Origin of the sequence: Anaerorudis cellulosivorans, from assembly GCF_025943985.1 — a bacterium.
Classification (GTDB): Bacteria; Bacteroidota; Bacteroidia; order Bacteroidales; family Dysgonomonadaceae; genus Anaerorudis; species Anaerorudis cellulosivorans.
Map to the genome: position 1 here is coordinate 33,689 of NZ_JAPCWE010000020.1, position 19,416 is coordinate 53,104.

The window sequence follows — 19,416 nt, forward strand, 5'->3', positions numbered from 1 at the left end:
TTTTTATGGCTTTCAATAAAAACTTGGTTATCAAAGTATGCGGAATGCGTGATGAGGAAAATATTCGTGCGGTGGAGCAGCTGGATGTAGACTGGATGGGATTTGTGTTTTATCCCGAATCGCCACGCTATATGGCTCAACCGTTGGGATTCAAGAATTTTCCTTTCGACGTGAAACGGGTGGGTGTTTTTGTCAACGAACAAAAGGATATTGTCAGGAAAACTTCTTTGAAAAACCTCATTCAAGTGATTCAGTTGCATGGAAGCGAACTACCTTCCTATTGTAGGGTTTTGCAGTTGGATGGATTTGAGGTGATGAAGGCGTTCAGTATCGATTCTGAGAGACGGTTTCCTGTAAAAAAAGTACGGCTTTACGAGAAGTGCTGCGATTATTTTCTTTTCGATACCCGCACTTCAGGTTATGGCGGATCGGGAAGGAAATTCGATTGGGATATGCTTTCGGATTATCGAGGAGATGTGCCTTTTTTGCTGAGCGGAGGCATATCGCCCGACGATGTGGAAGCCATCAAAGCTTTTTCGCATCCCATGTTTATGGGTATCGATCTGAACAGTTGCTTTGAAATATCTCCCGGATACAAAGATACGGCATTATTGCAATCGTTTATAGAAGAAATCAGAAAATGAACCGAATAGATCAATTGTTTGACAAAAAGAAAAATAACATTCTTTCAATATTCTTTACGGCCGGATATCCCCGGAAGGATGATACTGTTTCCATTATTGAATCGTTGGCCGAAAACGGTGTGGATCTCATCGAGATTGGCGTTCCTTTTAGCGACCCCTTGGCCGACGGCCCGGTGATTCAGTCGGCAAGCACACAGTCGTTGAAGAACGGCATGAGCGTGAAATTGCTTTTTGGTCAACTTGCCGATATTCGTCAGAGAGTAAGCGTTCCCCTCATTTTAATGGGCTATCTGAATCCCATCATACAATTTGGAGCGGAAAGGTACTTTAAGACCGCAGCCGAATGTGGCATCGACGGCCTGATTATTCCCGATTTGCCTTTTGACGAATACATGGAATCGTATAAAGAAATAGCCGAGCGGTACGGATTGCATGTGGTTATGCTCATCACTCCCGAAACATCGGAAGAACGCATACGACTGATCGATGAAAATACGGGTGGGTTTATCTATATGGTGTCGTCGGCATCGGTAACCGGTGCGAAAAATGCTTTCAGCGATGCCAATCTGGCGTATTTTCGACGAATAAATGCCATGCAGTTGCACCATCCCCGTTTGATCGGTTTCGGCATATCCAACAAAGTTACCTTTGATGCTGCATGCGAGGAGGCTTCGGGTGCCATCATCGGCAGCAAGTTTGTGTCGCTGTTGGGAACAGAAAATTCCATTGGCGAGGCAGTAAGAAAACTGATGGAAGCAATTCGTTAGCTCACTTCCAGCGTTCTTTTTTCTTTACTGCTTTGAAAAGCCAATTCGATGATGCGGATAACGTTGCGCGCTTCTTCGGGTTTCACTGCAAGTTCGGCTTTCCCCAGGATGGCATCGCGCAGATTGATGAAATATTCGCGATAATCGCCGTTTTCGCTTTCGACTTTTCCCTGAATTTTCACTCCTTCAAATTCCGTATGGATGGTACCCCATATGCTTTCGGGTTCCCGTCCCCAGTCGTTGGTATTGGGAATCGCTCCCTTGTCGAGGTTTTCTTCTTGCACGTCTAGGCCATATTTGACATACGAACCTTTGGTGCCGTGAATCAGGTAGGTGGGCCCCGGGATGCGACACAACATACCGGCTTTGAGCGTTGCCGTAAATGTGGGGTAATGGAGGCGCACATCGAATCGGTCGTCGGCTTTTGCCCAGGGGCGTTGCGAACAAATTTCGGCCGTTACTGCCTGTGGCATGCCGAAAAAGTAGAGCGCCTGATCGATGAGGTGCGAACCGAGATCATAGAAAATGCCCGATCCGGGACGGGGATCCTCACGCCAGTAGCCATTGGGGCGAGGATCGGGGCGGTAACGGTCGAAATGCGTCTCATAGTCCTTCACCTCACCGAGCAAACCGCTTGCAAGTAATTTTTTCACTGTTTTGGTGTCGCTTGTGAAACGACGGTTGTGATAAACCGTCAGAATTTTGTTTTGTCGTTTGGCAATTTCGATGAGTTCGTCGGCTTCGGCCACAGTGACCGTAAACGGTTTTTCAACCACGACATGTTTTCCTGCGAGCAATGCTTCACGTGCCCAATGAAAGTGTACCTCGTTGGGAGAAGTAACGATTACCAAATCGATTTCCGGATCGTCGATGATGCCTTTTCCGTCGGGAACAACAGCTGTAACAGGGTAACGTTCTTCGATGATACGGATACTTTTGGGATTTGTCGTACTGATTTTGGAAAGTTCGAAACCTTCCAGCACGTCTATGAACGGTGCGTGAAATACTCTTCCGGATAGTCCGAAACCAATAATACCGGTGTGGATAATTGTTGACATAGAATTTTGTGTTTATTGAAATTATTGTTTTTGAACTCGTATATTTTATATAACGTCTTATGCGTTTGAATTGTTATTGTTTAAACGGTACCTTGTTTACTCGTATATTATTTAGCTAACGCCTTATACCCTTTTATTGTTCTTAAATTTCGGTTTTTATGGCGAACCGAAATTTTACTCCTTATTTAAAATGATTTTTCCGGATTGACCTTGATTTGACTTGTTTTTATCTCAGGTTAAAAGGAAATTCACAAGTTTTTGTGTTGCAATAGAACGGTGACTGATGCGATTTTTAATTTCCTCGCCCAATTCGGCAAAAGTTTGGTCGTAACCCTCCGGAACAAATATCGGATCGTATCCGAAACCGGCAGATCCTCTTTTTTCATTGATAATATGTCCTTTTATTTCGCCTTCGAAAAAGTATTCTTTGCCGTTCATCAATAAAGCAATCACTGTACGGAAACGTGCTTTTCGGTTTTCGATATCTGTTAAATTATCGAGCAGTTTGTTGATGTTGTCTTCGTCGCTGCAAGCCTTGCCGGCATAACGAGCTGAGTAAACGCCGGGAGCATTTCCTAAGGCATCCACTTCTAAACCGGTATCTTCTGCAAAACAATCGTAACCATATTTATTTTTTATGAATCGGGCTTTGATGAGTGCATTTTCTTCTAATGTGTTGCCCGTTTCCTCAATCTCGTCATGGCAGCCAATATCGTCCAGGCTAAGGATTTCTATTTTCCCTTCTGTAATTTTTCGAATTTCATCTAGTTTATGCCGGTTGTTGGTGGCAAATACAATTTTTCGCATCATTTATGTTTACTCTTTGGAGTTTATTTTATTTCGTTTTTAAGTTTTATGTTTCTCGAGAGCTGATTCTTGCAATTCGTTTGGCTTGTTATTCTAATTGTATCATAATTTTTTTAACGTTTTTATTTATTGATAGAGAAATGAAATTTCTCCTTTGGTTTTTACATAATACAACGTTTTATAGGCTGTGAATGTTTTTGAGGAGGAAGATTTTAGAATTTGTGTTCTTGAATGACACTTTTTATTGATATCATCAACTTATCACCTTAATCTAATTAATCTTAAATGAAGTAAGTGATTTTTTAAGCATAATAAGAAGTGGTTTAGATTCAAAAAAAAGCTAATATCTTGTTTAATAGTGTATTACTAATGATCTCGGATATGTTAATGACAATATCTTTTCATTTTTTGATACAAAAGTTGCATACATTTTTTTTTAAAACCTCTAATTTTGACACTAATTATATTAAAAGATAAAGGATATATGTATGTAGGAAATAGGAATATAAATTGAATATTTTTATTTCACTTTTATGACCAATTTCAATAAACTAATAAAAAATCAGAAATGCTTAAAAAATTTCAAAAAAAGTTTTCGGCAAGCTTTATTGCAATTTTAATTGTAATAGCTTGTGTAGTTACAAGTTGTAGCCAAGAGGGAGGGTATGAGGGACCAATGCCTGTTGTACCCACCGATCCTTCAAAGCCGGTTACCTTCACTGATTTCTTTCCAAAAGAAGGAGCTGTACGTACTTTAGTATTCATTGAAGGGAGTAATTTTGGTACAGATGTTTCGAAAATTAAAGTATCCATTGGAGGAATACCGGCTCCTGTTATTGGTTCCTCGGGTACGAAAATCTGTGTAATGGCACCCCGACGCTGTAGTAGGGGAGATGTAGTTGTTACGATTATGGATGAGAATGGTAAAGTTGCAAAAGAGCACCAGTTTGAAAATTTATTCACGCTTCAGGAGTCTTTGGTGGTTAATACATTAATAGGCAAAGTGGATCCGCAAACCAATACTTCCAGTATCATCGACGGTCCTTTTGAAGAAGCTGAATTTCAACACCCTTGGTGGTTGGAATTCGACATAGACGAAGAAGGGAACAAGATTATCTATTGTATTGATGAAGAAAACTTGGCGGCACTACGGAAGATTAATCTGACTACAAAAGAGGTTTCTACCGTATTTATGAAGGGGCAAGCCGGTGTTCATCAGGTAAAATCGATGTTGTTCGACACGCCAACGAGAGACACCCTTTTCTTTGTCGATGATAATGGGCGTGGAAACTGGAACGACAGGCATCAAATGCCAAATATGCATTATGCCCTTCGTAAAGAAGGATTCCGAAAAGTGTATCCTTATTTGTACGGACAATGCTCTTATTCTGCTGTATCCATGAGCGACGGTACACTTTTCTACAATACATGGCAATCTTCACAAGTATATAAAGCCCGTGTAATTTTTGACGAAGCCAGCCAAATGTGGGATGGGAAAGCGTTGTTTAGTGTAAGAGCCAATGCTAGCGATCATATCTTTATGTTCAGGCATCCGGATGATCTTTATGTGTATGTGACCGGATTCAACGGAGTGTATAAATGTGCTTACGATAAAACAACGAAAGAACTGGTCTCGTCTGCACTTCATGTAGGGGATTTAAATGGAAGATCGGGATATGTCGATGCTCCTGGAAGTTCTGCTCGGTTTAACCGTCCACGTCAAGGGGTTTTTGTGAAAAATCCTGAGTATGTAGCACAAGGGAAAACTGATGTATATGACTTCTATCTGTGTGATCATAATAACAACGCTATTCGAAAGGTTACACCTGACGGTGAAGTTAGCACATTTGCCGGACGTGGGAGCGTAGGAACCGATGGCAAAGTCTGGGGTTGGATTGATGGAGAAGCGAGGGAAACAGCCCGTTTTAGGGAACCTACCGGTATTTGTTATGACGAGGAAGAAGGAATCTTTTATGTGGCAGACCGCGAGAACAAGCGTATACGCACCATTTCTGTAGAATAAGTCTAATGTAATTGAATAAATCATAAGAATAAAAACACGAAAAAATGAAAAAATATATTCTATCTGTTTTATGCATAGTCGTGTATGTAATAAGCATATCTGCTCAAAAGAAGACAGTTGAAGTTTCCGGAACCATTGTTGATTCAGAAGGGGTTCCTCTGATTGGTGCGACTGTTGTCATAAAGGAAAAGCCGGGATTGGGAGTAGTATCAGATATGGATGGGAAATACAAAATAGAAGTCGAACCCTTTCAATATTTAGTATTCTCTTACGTAGGTTACGAAACACAGGAACATTTGATAAAAGACGAAGATATGGTTCTAGATATCACTATGCATGAAGCAAAAACTACTATACTTGATGAAGTTACGATTACCGGTATGGGTCCGCAGAAGAAGATAACGACGACTGGATCAATCACCACAGTTGAAGTGGGGACTTTGAAGACACCGGTTTCCAGCATTACCAACGCTTTGGCCGGGAATGTGGCCGGAGTGATGGCAATGCAACGTTCAGGACAGCCGGGAGACAACGTCTCAGAGTTTTGGATCCGAGGTATCTCCACGTTCGGGGGTAGCTCCAGCGCTTTGGTATTGGTTGATGGATTTGAAAGGAGTATGGATGAACTCAATATCGAGGATATCGAATCTTTTACAGTACTGAAAGATGCTTCTACTACGGCGATTTACGGTTCACGCGGTGCGAATGGTGTTATATTGGTCAATACGAAACGAGGAAGTGAAGGAAAATTAGAAATAAATGCTAAAGGAGAATATACTTGGACCACCCGTACTCGGACCCCTAAATTCGTTGATGGCTTAACGTATGCTTCCATGGCGAACGAAGCGCGTACAACCCGCAATCAAAAAGCTGTTTATACCGACCAGGAGTTAATGATGATCGATGAACAGTTGGATCCGGACATTTACCCGAATGTCAATTGGATGGATCTTTTATTGAAAGATGGCGCTCCTACCTATCGCGCTTCGGTGAATATGAGAGGCGGAGGATCAAAGGCCCGGTATTATTTATCGGGCAGCTTCCTCGATGAAGGAGGGATGTATCATGTGGATAAGGCAATGAAAGAATACGACACGAATGCCAATTATCAGCGTTATAACTATCGTCTGAACCTGGATATGAACGTCACCGCATCCACTCTGATTCAGGTAGGTATTGGCGGTGCTCTTGAAAAAACGAATCGTTCCGGCGCAGTTAACACCGATGATATCTGGTATTCGATATTCGGATATAATCCGATTACGATGCCAGTGATGTATTCGAACGGATATGTACCTATTATGCAGGGAGAAGATGCAGAATCGTGGGAAAGAAAATATAATCCTTGGGTAGCCGCTACACAAACAGGATATACTGAGGTTTGGCAGAATACCATCAATTCTAATGTCACATTGGATCAAAAACTGGATTTTATTACCGAAGGGTTAAAATTTATAGGACGTTTTGGATACGATACATATAATTACAATCATATACAACGCCGGAAAAATCCCGAGATGTGGAGAGCTGAACGTCAACGGAATTCGGACGGTGAGCTCGTTTTTAACCGAATCGTTCCGGAGCGTTTACTGTCCCAAGGTTCTTCTGCGTCGGGAGATAGGAAGGAATTTTTAGAAGCTGAATTGATATATGGGAGAAATTTCGGAGATCACAATGTAGCCAGTGTCCTTAAATATACACAAGACAATTATGTGAACACCTCCAATATTGGCGGTGATATTATGCAAGGGATAGCCCGTCGGCACCAAGGATTGGCTGGAAGCGTATCTTACGGGTATATGAATCGTTACTTGTTCAATTTCAATTTCGGTTACAACGGTTCGGAGAACTTCGCCAAAGGGCATCAATTTGGATTCTTTCCTGCCTATTCCATTGCATGGAACGTGGCGGAGGAAAGTTTCGTGAAAGACAATATCGATTGGTTGAGTATGTTTAAAATCCGCTATTCTGACGGAAAGGTTGGTACTGATAATACTCCAACCCGTTTTCCCTATCTTGCCACCTTTGGAAATTATACTCGGTGGACAGGCGCAGGAGAACAAGAAGTATATTACAACTGGGGTGATCTCAACAGCGGATTCGGTTATCCGGGTTTGACCTATACGCGTGTTTCTTCCAATAATGTAACCTGGGAGATCGCCAGAAAACACGACTTGGGATTTGATTTGTATCTTTGGGGAGATAAATTTGGTCTGACAGTAGATTATTTCGATGAAAAGCGTGAAGGAATCTACATGACCAGATCTTATTTACCGGATATGGTAGGTATTCAGGGAGAGAATCCTGCGGCAAATGTCGGAAGTGTTAAAACGAAAGGGTTCGATGGCAACTTCAAGCTTGATCAAAGGGCGGGAGATGTCGGTTTGCAGATACGAGGCAACTTTACGTACAGCAAAAACAAAATTACCGAAGCCGATGAAATGGTAAGCCGTTATCCCTATCTTCGTCGCACCGGTTTTCGTATCGATCAGGCAAAAGGTTTGATTGCTCTGGGTCTTTTTGAAGATTACGAAGATATTCGAAATAGCCCTCGTCAGGACTTTGCCGATCCCAGAGACGTGATGCCTGGTGATATCAAATACAAAGATATAAACGGGGACGGAATCATTAATAATGATGACATTGTTCCGATTGGTTCTACAACGCGACCGAATCTAATTTACGGTTTGGGTTTATCTGCTACGTGGAAAGGTTTCGATTTTAACATGCATTTTCAAGGTGCAGGAAAATCTCATTTCTTCATCGATGGATTTACTGTATATCCGTTCAGTCAGGGAGAATGGGGCAATATACTGGAAGATATGGCAAATTCCAACCGTTGGATCTTAGGTGTCAATGAAGATCCGAATGCCGAATATCCGCGATTAAGTTATGGATGGAACTCGAACAATTACCGTCCATCTACTTATTGGTTGCGCGATGGTTCTTATTTGCGATTGAAGACTCTGGAAATGGGGTATACATTGCCAAAGGTAATGACTGCCAGATTGCACATGAATAATGTGCGCATACATTTTATCGGTCAGAATTTATTGACATTCTCAAATTTTAAATTATGGGATCCCGAAATGGGTAGTTCCAATGGGATGAAATATCCATTAGGAAAGACTGTAACATTTGGATTAACCATTAATATGTAAATGTTAAATTATACTTGAATGTTTTCATTATGGCCGAAATCAACCATGTTTTGACTATGGCTGCTTAGCTTAATGAAACAGTTTCATATTACAAACTTTGAAAACAAATAATTTTAATCAGATGAAAAGAAAATATATTCTATTGAGTGCTATAATTAGTTTTGGGGCACTTCTCCAATCCTGTTCCGATTACCTGAGTGTAGAGCGCTATTTTTCAGACAGGCAGGATTTGGATCGGATTTTCAACAGTAGGGATTATACCGAACAATGGCTAGCCAATGCCTATTACCAACTCCTTTCTTTTAATCTTGAAATAGGACATGTGCGCTTTACACTTACAAACTATTCTGATGATATGATTTTTACAGAAGGGGGCGCAGGTGTATCTTTCTCGGACTATAAGTTCGGTAAATATGGACCTCAGTATGGTGGTAATGTTTATGATCTTATTGCACGTCCCTGGGATCAGTCCTACGAAGGCATTCGTCAGGCTTCCATTTTTCTTCAACATGTTCATCCGGGTGATGAAATTACCGAAGAGATGTATAGAGACCTTAAGGGACAAGCTTATTTCATTCGTGGTTACCTTTATTGGTTATTGTTGAGGAAATATGGCCCAGTACCAATCCTTCCTGATGAGGGACTTGATTATGAGGCTCCTTATTCAGATCTGGCTTATCCAAGAAATACATATGACGAATGTGTGGAGTATATCTCAAATCAGATGTTATTGGCAGCCGAACATTTAGAAAGTAACCGTAGCTCCCGTAACGCCTCACGTCCCACAAAAGGTGCAGCATTGGCAGTTCGCGCCAAAGCATACCTTTATGCAGCAAGTCCATTGATGAATGGAAACCCTGAAATGTCTTCCTTTGTAGATGATAAGGGGAGGCAACTTATTTCCCAGGAATACGACGAGGAGAAATGGGCCAAAGCTGCCGCTGCTGCTTTAGATGTGATAAAATTAGGGAAATATGAAATTTACGTTGCTCCCAAACGTAGCCACGGAGGGCTTTGGGGAGCTTATCCAAAAACAATAGAGCCTCCCTATCATCCGGTATATTCGGAGAAAACCTGGGCGGAAGGTGGATGGAGTGATATCGATCCGCTGGATTCATACCGCGCCTTGTTTAACGGGGATCTTTACGTTACCGAGAATCCGGAATTGATCTTTTCACGTGGCGATAATCAATTGCATGATGAATATGGGATACAATCTATGACCCGTCACCAAATGCCGGTAAGTAAAGGAGGCGGATGGAATTGCCATGGTATCACAGGCAAACAATGCGATGCTTATGGAATGAATGACGGGAAACCGTTTGACCGAGCCACAAGTATGAAAGGATTTACGCAGGAGGATGGAGAGTATCCATATTTGAGAAAGGATGTATGGTTGGAATATGCAAACAGGGAACCGCGTTTTTATGCATCGGTTGCTTTTAGTGGTGCGAATTGGGCTTGTACGAGTGCTAAAGATCCGAATAACCGTGATTTTCAAACATTTTACTACTATGGAGAAGATGACGGACGGAAAATTGTCAGTACAGATGACCGGTGGATACCCACGGGAATTGGGATGATGAAATTTGTGAATCCTAAGGAAAGCTACAAAGACGGAACAGTATATCCTAAAGTTGATCCGGCAATCCGTTATGCCGATATCCTGTTGATGTATGCCGAAGCATTGAATGAATTGACAACCACATATCAAATAGCATCATGGGATGGGAGCGAAACCTATACTGTTTCACGAGATATACCGGCCATGAAAGCTGCTGTATTGCCGGTACGCCTTCGCGCAGGATTGCCGAATTACGATGAAATCGGTATGGGTGATCCCTATACTGATCCTGATGAATTAAGGAAAGCAATCAAACGTGAACGTCAAATTGAATTTTTAGGTGAAAACCAACGTTATTTCGACCTTCGTCGTTGGAAAGATGCACCGGATGAAGAAAGTCAGATGATCTACGGATGCAACACAACTGTACCGAAAGAATATCGTGAATTTTTCTATGAACAAGTAGTAGTTCCAAGTGTGCAAACATCATGGTCTATGAGAAAATATTTTTGGCCGGTTTCTTACGATGAATTAAAAAGGAATCCACGCTTGACACAGGCCCCCGGATGGCCTTCCTATGATTAATCTCAATATATGAAGTAAATTTCCAATAATAAATAATTAAAATAATTGTAATGAAATATTTATATTTGACTATACTGCTTGCTGCACTTTTTACTCTTCCTGGCTGCAATGACGAGTGGAATGACGAGTTATATACCAGAATGTTATCATTGAAAGCGCCGATTAATAGGGATGATGTATCCGTTATTTATTTAAAATATAAACCGGGTGATGAAGTAGTCACTTATAAACTTCCGGTTATTGTAAGCGGATCACAAACGAATGATCGGGATTATATTGCGCGCATTGATGTCGATAATGACACTTTAAATTTTTTGAACTTCGATAAATATGCACATCGAAGTGATTTATATTACAGGCAATTGCCTGAGAATTTTTATGAATTGCCATCACAAACCTGTCATATTCCGGCAGGCAGTGATGTAGGTTACTTTGATATTAACTTTAAACTTTCAGGATTGGATCTTGTGGAAAAATGGGTTTTACCATTGACTATCTTACCTGATCCTTCCTATACTCTTAACACTTATAAAGGTAGACAGAAAGCGTTACTCTGGATAATGCCATTTAACGACTATTCAGGTTTTTATAACGCAGGGAGTATGTATGTGTATTTTGGAGACAATACTACCAAATATATGACAGCCAGCACCCGTGAAGCCCGAGTTGTCGATGAAAATACGATTTTCTTTTATGCCGGTATTACGGAAGAATTGGCAGAAAACAGAGGCGATTTTAAAATTAAATGTGAATTTCTGGAGCCAGATGAAATTACGGAAATAGAAGATTCAAAAACAGGTAAACTAACAGGTCTTTATGTCAAAAGGGGCAAATTGGTATTAAGTGCTGAGAATCCGGCTTTGGAATTCGAAGTTATAGGAGAACCTACTTACGAAATCAAGGAAGAATTCGATATTGATCGTCCACATATAATTAAGCGCTTTATTACGCTGACAATGGAGTATCAGTATAAAGACAGCGCTTCCAGCGAAAATATGGTATTTCCATACAGATGCGTAGGGACCATGCTTATGCAACGAAACATAAGCACATTGATTCCAGACGAAGATCAAGCCATATTTTGGTAATCATTGGCATGTTAAGTAATACTCTAAAGAGTAACTACAAAATATCACCCTTTTAGATAAGCCCCCAAGGGTGATATTTTGTAGTCTTATTTCAAACAATAGCTAGGCATTTTTATTATAGAACTACTCATAATCATTTGATTATTGAGGTTTAATTTATCAGAATCAAATATTTCAATTATCTGACTATATGGAGTGTTAAGGACAAATTAACCGATTATTCATCAAAGAGTTGAAAATAGTGGCAATAAAAAAGAGATACCTATTTATGTCAATCTTTCTCGACTGATTGCCGAATTTAGGACGAATACTCCAGATGCAATTCTCAAAGTTGACGATAAGATACAACATAGCGGGCAGTCTGTAAATGATTTTTCTAAACCTGTTGTGTATACCATAGAAGGACAGGATGGTACTTCGAAGGAATTTACGGTAAAGTTGAAAAAGAGTAATAAAGTTTACTTTGTAAATCCGATCATAGAAGGCGATTATCCGGATCCAACAGTTATTCGTGTTGGAAATGAATTTTATTTGTATATAACAGGAGGTCTTGTAAGAGGTTATAAATCGACTGACCTGATTAATTGGGAACCAATTGGAGGAAGTTCGAGTGAGGTCTTTGATAATAGACCGGATTTTACGAATGATAATGTGAACGAGACCGGAATGTGGGCACCCGATATCAATTATTTTGATGGGAAGTATGTGATGTATTATTCTATATCCAAATGGGGTGGAGGTGCCACATGCGGCATCGGTATCGGAGTATCTGAGAAACCCAAGGGGCCTTTTCTGCCTCCGGCAGGCAATCCCAATGGAAAATTGTTCGTTAGCTCCGAAATAGGTGTGCATAATTCAATTGATCCATGTTTCTTTGAGGAAAATGGTAAACGTTATCTGTTTTGGGGAAGTTGGGGTGGTATTCATATGACAGAATTGACCGACGATGGTATGGCAGTGAAAAATTTGACGAAAAAAACAAAGATCGCAGGCAATTCGTTTGAAGCTCCCTATATTTATAAAAGAGGCAATTATTATTATCTTTTTGCATCAATAGGTTTTTGTTGTGAAGGTATGAATAGTACCTATAAAGTTGTGGTTGGAAGATCTGAAAATATAGATGGTCCATATCTGAATAAAAGCGGAGTGGATATGAATAATTATGATGCTTGGGACCCCTTAAATTATCATCCTATTGTAATAAAAGGAGATGAGTTTTTTGTTGGCCCGGGTCATAATTCAAGAATCATCACTGATGATAATGGGATAGATTGGATATTTTATCACTCTTATATCGATAACGGGATTGACCAACGTAATTTAATATTGGATAGAGTAGAATGGGATGAAGAAGGGTGGCCTGTAATAAATAACGGTACCCCATCATACTCAATAAATATAATTCCGTTTTTCAATTAAAAATTAAAAGGATAATCTTGTTTTAGATTCACCTTCTCGGCATCATATTACAACGTAATGTAACTTATGTTAATAATCTCGAAAAAGGGATATTGGCTACTGTCGTTTCGATCGGCACAAAGGATATAACTATTCCCTGATTTTCAGAACACTATTCGATAAAAAAAGCGTTGCGTATCCAAAAAATCGTTTCCCGGGAACAGTGAAAAAATTTTTTATCCTCCGTCGGAAATTCCGACGTAAAGAAATATTTCGATTTATCTTCGTCCCAATAGTATTCTTTAACAAACGAAGATGATTTTCCGCCAAAACGAAGCGATTTTGGGTTAAAAAACCAATATATGTGTCCGTCGGATTTTCAGAAATGGGATAAAAATGTTTTTCACCTCTATCGGGTTTTCTGACGGAGGAAATTGGTTAGTTATTGTTAACGCGCGTTTTCCGAAAAAGGATAAAAATTTGTTCCTATTTTATCGGAAAATCCGAGAAAAGAATACCCAACATTTCATATTCACCTTAAATCGTTGGCGAAGTTCGTACAAATAAAAATTGCAAAACGTGTAAAATTTCTCTGCAAATATTCCTTTACATGATATAAGCTACGATTTTCTTTGTATGATAGCAATAGATGTTTGAAGCGTTTTAAATAACTAAATTTGTTATTCTCAAAAATTAAGGAAATGGGAATGTTGGGTAATTTTTATAATGGGTGTGTAGATAAAAAAGAGATTGTATTGGGATGTGTTTTTGTATTTGAATATATTTTTTGTCTGTATAATTAATTTTTATCAGTATGAATTTTAAAAACAATATTTTATTTTTAGTGGTATTACTTTGTTTACCATTTTTCTTGTCTTGTAAGGAAAAAAGCCGGTTAACTTCGGATCTTCGAGCACCGGCTTATCCGTTGGTTACAGTAGATCCGTATTTTAGTGCATGGTCTTTTACCGATAATTTGTATGATGATCCGGTAAGACATTGGACAGGAAAAGAATTTGGATTTATAGGAGCCATCAGGGTGGACGGAAAAACATATCGGTTTTTGGGTACCGAAAATCTGCCGCTGATACCTCTTATTCCTACTTCTGCTCAAGAAAAATGGGAAGCTGTTTATACTTTTAATGAACCCGTATCGGAAAATTGGACAGCACTTGAATTTGACGATACAACCTGGAAGAAGGGGCAAGCCGCCTTCGGGACAAAAAACGAGCCAAATTTGTCGACCCTTTGGGAAACTTCGGATATCTGGGTGAGGAGGATTTTTAATCTTGAGGAAGATTTGAAGGACAAATCGGTTTATCTCAACTATTCGCATGACGATATCTTTGAATTGTATATTAATGGTAAAAAAGTTGTCGATACAGGAAATGTATGCGAGGATGAGAATAATATCACATTGTATATTAATGGTAAAAAAGTTGTCGATACAGGATATTCATGGAAATACAATGTGCTTTTGGAACTTCCCGATGAAGTGAAAACTACACTCAAAAAAGGTAAAAATGTAATTGCTGCCCATTGTCATAATCGAACAGGGGGTGGTTATGTGGATTTTGGTTTATTTGAAAAAGAGACACAAAAAGAGTCGTTCGTTACAGCAGCTGTTCAAAAGTCGGCAAGTGTATTGCCGACCCAAACGTTTTATACTTTTGAATGCGGTCCTGTGGAATTGGAATTGATTTTCACCGCCCCTTTGTTATTGGACGACTTGGATTTGATATCGCGCCCCATCAATTATGTGACTTATCGTGTACGCTCGCTGGATAACGATGCTCACGACGTGCAGATCTATTTCGAAACGACGCCTCAGTGGGCCGTAAATACAGACGATCAGGAAGTAGATTTCGAGAAAATCGAGAAAAACGGACTGATTCATTTGAAATCCGGCACCATCGAACAACCCGTTTTGCAGAAAAAAGGAGACGATTTGCGTATCGACTGGGGATATTTTTATATGACGGGAAGATCGGGATCTTCATCGGTTATGAATTTTGGCGATTATTGGGAGACGAAAAAAGATTTTTTGACTCAAGGAAGGATTTCCGCAACAGCACCGGATTTTTTATCTTCCGATATGACCAAGCAAATGACTGTTTTGGCATACAGCAACGATTTGGGAAACGTTTCTTCCCGTTTTGTGGAAGACTATATCATGCTTGGTTACGATGATCTTTATTCCGTTCAGTATTTCCACGATAATTTGTTGGCATATTGGAAAAAGGACGGAGAGGTTGATATTTATCGTGTCTTCAAGGAAGCCGATGAGGATTATCGTTCCATAATGAGACGTTGTGGTCGTTTTAACAAAGAAATGATGGAGGACGCAAACAAGGCCGGAGGTAAGAAATATGCCGAACTTTGCGCCTTGGCTTATCGGCAGGCTATTGCCGCTCATAAATTGGTGAAAGACGATGATGGCACCCTTTTGTTCTTTTCGAAGGAAAACAACAGCAACGGTTCTATCGGCACCGTAGATATTACTTATCCTTCTTCGCCGCTTTTTTTGATTTACAATCCCGAATTACTCAAGGGAATGATGAATCCGATTTTTTATTACAGTGAGAGTGGAAAATGGACAAAACCCTTCGCAGCTCATGATGTGGGAACGTATCCTCTTGCCAACGGGCAAACCTACGGAGGTGACATGCCGGTCGAAGAATCGGGTAACATGCTTATTCTTGCTGCTGCCATTGCCACATTGGAAGGAAATGCTGCGTATGCTTCACAACATTGGGAAGTGTTGACTACTTGGGTTGATTATCTGGTAGAAGAAGGCTTGGATCCGGCCAATCAGCTTTGTACCGATGATTTTGCAGGTCATTTGGCGCACAATGCAAATCTTTCCATAAAAGCGATCATGGGGATTGCAGGATACGGAAAATTGGCACGGATGCTCGGAAAAGATGATGTAGCGGAGAAATATTCGAAAATTGCCGGAGATATGGCCGTTAAATGGGAAGAAATGGCAGATGATGGCGATCATTATCGGCTTACGTTTGATCGTCCGGGAACATGGAGTCAGAAATATAATCTGGTTTGGGACAGGCTGTTGGGGTTCAATATCTTTGATCCCGACATAGCACGTAAGGAGATTGCGTATTATCTTACCAAACAGAATCCGTATGGTTTGCCGTTGGATAATCGTGCCACCTATACAAAATCCGACTGGATTATGTGGACGGCAACCCTTACCGAGAATGTGGGCGATTTTAATGCTTTGGTTGATCCGGTATACAAGTATGCCAATGAAACACCGTCACGTGTTCCTCTCAGCGATTGGCACGATACTATCGATGGTACACGGGTAGGATTCAAGGCTCGCTCTGTCGTGGGGGGTTACTTTATGAAGATGCTGGAAGAGAAATTTAAATCGAATCCGAAGCAATGATATTCGAAATGCAATCAGAATTTGCATAAAATGATTATACGAAATTTATGAGAGATTTGAAATTTTTCTTCATATATTTGTTTTGGACTACTTTTCTGTGTTCTTTGTACTCACAAAAGCCTAACGCACCTTTATTTAGAGATCCTGTTTATGAAGGTCCAGCTGATCCTATTGTGCGATGGAATAGTGTAGAAAATAATTGGTGGTTAGTGTACACAGCCCGACGCGCGAATCAGATCACACCCGGAGTGGCGTATTGTTACGGGACAAATATTGGCATTGCTTCATCTGATGATAATGGTAAAACGTGGGTATATCGTGGAGAATTGAATTTGAATTTTGAAAGGGGAAAGAATACTTTTTGGGCACCTGAAATTCTTCAAGTGAATGATACCTATCATTTGTTTGTGACATATACGCAAATTACAAAAATAATACTCTTGTAAGTGATCGGACTGAGAATTTTAACGATTTCTTTTTAAAAAATAGATAACATGAAAAAAATAACCAGGATTTTCCTACGATTTGTCATGATGTGCGGAACATTTTTCTGCATCGATGTGCATGCTCAAAAGGATATGAAAATAGGTGTAGTGGACAGACCAGATGTTCAAGCTGTCAATACAAATTATGTGCAGAACAAGGCGCCGTTGCTTCCACTGAATTGCATAAAATTACCGGTAGGCGACGTGAAACCGCAGGGTTGGCTTTTGGAAATGCTTTATCGCCAAAAAAATGGACTGAATGGTCATTTGGGTGAAATAAGCGCTTGGCTTGATAAAGAAAATAATGCATGGTTGGGGACAGGAATTGATTACGGTTGGGAGGAAGTGCCTTATTGGCTGAAAGGTTATGGTAATATGGCGTATATTTTGGGTGACGAAAAAATGATTGAGGAAACAAAAACGTGGATCGAAGCCGTTTTCAAAAGTCAACGCGAAGATGGCTATTTCGGTCCGTATATTGAGAAAAACGGAAAACCGGATCTGTGGGGAAACATGATCATGCTTTGGTGTTTGCAATCGTATTACGAATATTCGAACGATCAGCGCGTAATTGATTTGATGACCGATTATTTTAAGTGGGAGTTAGCTTTGTCCGATGACATTTTTTTGAAAGATTATTGGGAAAACAGTCGAGGAGGGGATAATTTATTAAGTGTTTATTGGTTGTATAACATCACAGGCGATAAGTTTTTATTGGAACTTGCCGAAAAGATTCACCGCAATACGGCAAACTGGCGTCAGCGTTCAACCTTACCCAACTGGCACAATGTGAATATTGCACAATGTTTTCGCGAACCGGCGAGTTATTACATGCTGTCGAAAGATTCGGCAGACCTGATTGCCACTTATAATGTTTTTCGTTTGATTCGTAACACTTTTGGCCAGGTTCCCGGAGGAATGTTCGGAGCCGACGAAAATGCTCGGATGGGATATATCGATCCGCGTCAAGCTACCGAAACGTGCGGTTTTGTGGAACAAATGGCTTCCGACGAATTGTTGCTGCGAATGACAGGTGATCCTTTGTGGGCTGAACATTGCGAAAAGGTGGCATTCAATTCTTTTCCTGCAGCAATGATGCCCGACCTGAAAGCGTTGCGTTATCTTACTGCTCCCAACCATGTGATCAGCGACTCAAAGAATCACAGTCCCGGAATTCAGAACAGCGGTCCCTTTTTGGCTATGAATCCGTTCAGCAGCCGGTGTTGCCAGCACAACCACGGGCAAGGCTGGCCTTATTTTATTGAGCATCTGATTATGGCATCGCCCGATAACGGCATTGTTGCGGCTATTTATGGAGCATGTCGGGCGAAGGTGAAAGTTGCCGACGGTAAAACGATAGAAATTGTGGAAACAACGAATTATCCTTTCGAGGAACAAATAAAATTTACCATTCGAGCGTCTCAAAAAGTGAGGTTCCCCCTGTATTTGAGAATTCCTTCGTGGGCAAATAAACCAACAATCCTTCTGAACGGAAAATTGTTGAGTGCCACTTTAGTAAACGGAAAATATATCCGCATCGAGAGAGAATGGGAGAAAGATGACGAAATTGTGTTGAATGTTCCAATGAAATTGTCGCAATCTGTTTGGCAGGTTAATCAGCAAAGCCGGAGTATCGATTATGGTCCATTGACTTTCTCTTTAAAAATTGTGGAGGATTATAAGATGGTAAGCAGTACAGAAACTGCAATCGGCGATTCCAAATGGCAGAAAAATGCTGATCCTGCTAAATGGCCTACCTTCGAGATTTATCCGGCAAGTCTGTGGAATTACGCCTTGGTGATTGACGATAACCTGCCATTGGAAGATAATTTTGTTGTTGTTAAAAAAGAATGGCCGGCCGATAATTTTCCTTTTACGTCTCAACAGGTTCCAATCGAAATAAAAGCAAAAGGGAAGAAACTGGTCACTTGGAAAATAGACCAATATGGGTTGTGCAGCGAGCTGCCGATCAAAGAGAATCGCAAGTTCGAAACAACAACAGAGGATATTACGTTGATACCTATGGGGGCAGCTCGTTTGAGAATTTCGGCTTTCCCGGTTTATAATAAATAAAGTATGTCTGAATTTAAAGCTATATTTTTCTTTATTTTATTCCTTTCTATAACTTTGTTTTCTGAAAGCAATGATATGAAGAGAGGAAATGCAGTTTCGTCCGTTTCTGCAAAAGATAATGTTCCGTTGGCAGATCCGTTCATCTTACTTTATGAAGGGAGATATTATGCTTATGGCACACATGCAAGTGATGGCATTGAAGTATATGTTTCTGAAGATTTAAAAAGATGAGTCCACTCCGAAAAGTCTCTGACTTTTTATTTTCAATTCAGTGACACCCGGAAGAGACGGTTTAAATTTTTCAAAAATGCACTAAAATCAGTATCCTAATTGCTTGCATATTAATCTATATTT

At 40.3% G+C, this 19,416-nt stretch carries 13 protein-coding genes; 11 read left to right on the top strand and 2 right to left on the bottom strand.

Going from position 1 to position 19,416, the window contains the following annotated elements:
- Window positions 1-5: 5 nt before the first annotated feature.
- Both OLM34_RS10380 and trpA read left to right on the top strand, forming a co-directional pair.
- On the top strand, window positions 6-644 hold the full coding sequence (locus tag OLM34_RS10380) for a phosphoribosylanthranilate isomerase (RefSeq protein ID WP_264407132.1): 639 nt from the start codon (window positions 6-8) through the stop codon (window positions 642-644).
- Complete coding sequence (gene trpA, locus OLM34_RS10385; protein WP_264407134.1) at window positions 641-1,411, top strand: tryptophan synthase subunit alpha; 771 nt, start codon at window positions 641-643, stop codon at window positions 1,409-1,411. The genes OLM34_RS10380 and trpA overlap by 4 nt, the downstream gene beginning before the upstream one ends.
- Here the strand turns inward: trpA and OLM34_RS10390 are convergent.
- Both OLM34_RS10390 and OLM34_RS10395 read right to left on the bottom strand, forming a co-directional pair.
- A complete protein-coding gene (locus OLM34_RS10390; RefSeq protein WP_264407136.1) occupies window positions 1,408-2,469 on the bottom strand; it encodes an oxidoreductase in 1,062 nt (353 codons plus the stop codon). The genes trpA and OLM34_RS10390 overlap by 4 nt on opposite strands.
- Window positions 2,470-2,700: 231 nt before the next feature.
- Window positions 2,701-3,279: a non-canonical purine NTP diphosphatase gene (locus OLM34_RS10395; protein ID WP_264407138.1), complete on the bottom strand. Its 579-nt coding sequence runs from the start codon at window positions 3,277-3,279 to the stop codon at window positions 2,701-2,703.
- Window positions 3,280-3,844: 565 nt separating this feature from the next.
- On the opposite strand from OLM34_RS10395, the gene OLM34_RS10400 reads away from it, so the two are divergent.
- The 9 genes from OLM34_RS10400 (at window position 3,845) to OLM34_RS10440 (ending at window position 19,293) form a co-directional block, all read left to right on the top strand.
- A complete protein-coding gene (locus tag OLM34_RS10400) occupies window positions 3,845-5,299 on the top strand; it encodes an IPT/TIG domain-containing protein (protein WP_264407139.1) in 1,455 nt (484 codons plus the stop codon).
- A gap of 44 nt (window positions 5,300-5,343) precedes the next feature.
- Window positions 5,344-8,460, top strand: a complete 3,117-nt coding sequence (locus OLM34_RS10405) for a SusC/RagA family TonB-linked outer membrane protein (RefSeq protein ID WP_264407141.1) — start codon at window positions 5,344-5,346, stop codon at window positions 8,458-8,460.
- A 121-nt stretch (window positions 8,461-8,581) separates the two neighbouring features.
- A complete protein-coding gene (locus OLM34_RS10410) occupies window positions 8,582-10,609 on the top strand; it encodes a RagB/SusD family nutrient uptake outer membrane protein (protein ID WP_264407143.1) in 2,028 nt (675 codons plus the stop codon).
- 50 nt (window positions 10,610-10,659) lie between these two features.
- Window positions 10,660-11,697 (top strand): DUF4973 domain-containing protein, encoded by a 1,038-nt coding sequence (locus tag OLM34_RS10415; RefSeq protein WP_264407145.1) that lies wholly within the window; start codon window positions 10,660-10,662, stop codon window positions 11,695-11,697.
- 387 nt (window positions 11,698-12,084) lie between these two features.
- Window positions 12,085-13,116: a family 43 glycosylhydrolase gene (locus OLM34_RS10420; protein WP_264407146.1), complete on the top strand. Its 1,032-nt coding sequence runs from the start codon at window positions 12,085-12,087 to the stop codon at window positions 13,114-13,116.
- A gap of 793 nt (window positions 13,117-13,909) precedes the next feature.
- Window positions 13,910-16,504, top strand: coding sequence for a glutaminase family protein (locus tag OLM34_RS10425; RefSeq protein WP_264407147.1), 2,595 nt, complete (start codon window positions 13,910-13,912; stop codon window positions 16,502-16,504).
- Between the two features lie 47 nt (window positions 16,505-16,551).
- Complete coding sequence (locus OLM34_RS10430; protein WP_264407148.1) at window positions 16,552-16,950, top strand: glycoside hydrolase family protein; 399 nt, start codon at window positions 16,552-16,554, stop codon at window positions 16,948-16,950.
- Window positions 16,951-17,037: 87 nt separating this feature from the next.
- Window positions 17,038-19,062, top strand: coding sequence for a beta-L-arabinofuranosidase domain-containing protein (locus tag OLM34_RS10435; protein ID WP_413777224.1), 2,025 nt, complete (start codon window positions 17,038-17,040; stop codon window positions 19,060-19,062).
- A 75-nt stretch (window positions 19,063-19,137) separates the two neighbouring features.
- Window positions 19,138-19,293: a hypothetical protein gene (locus tag OLM34_RS10440; protein ID WP_413777223.1), complete on the top strand. Its 156-nt coding sequence runs from the start codon at window positions 19,138-19,140 to the stop codon at window positions 19,291-19,293.
- Window positions 19,294-19,416: the final 123 nt, after the last annotated feature.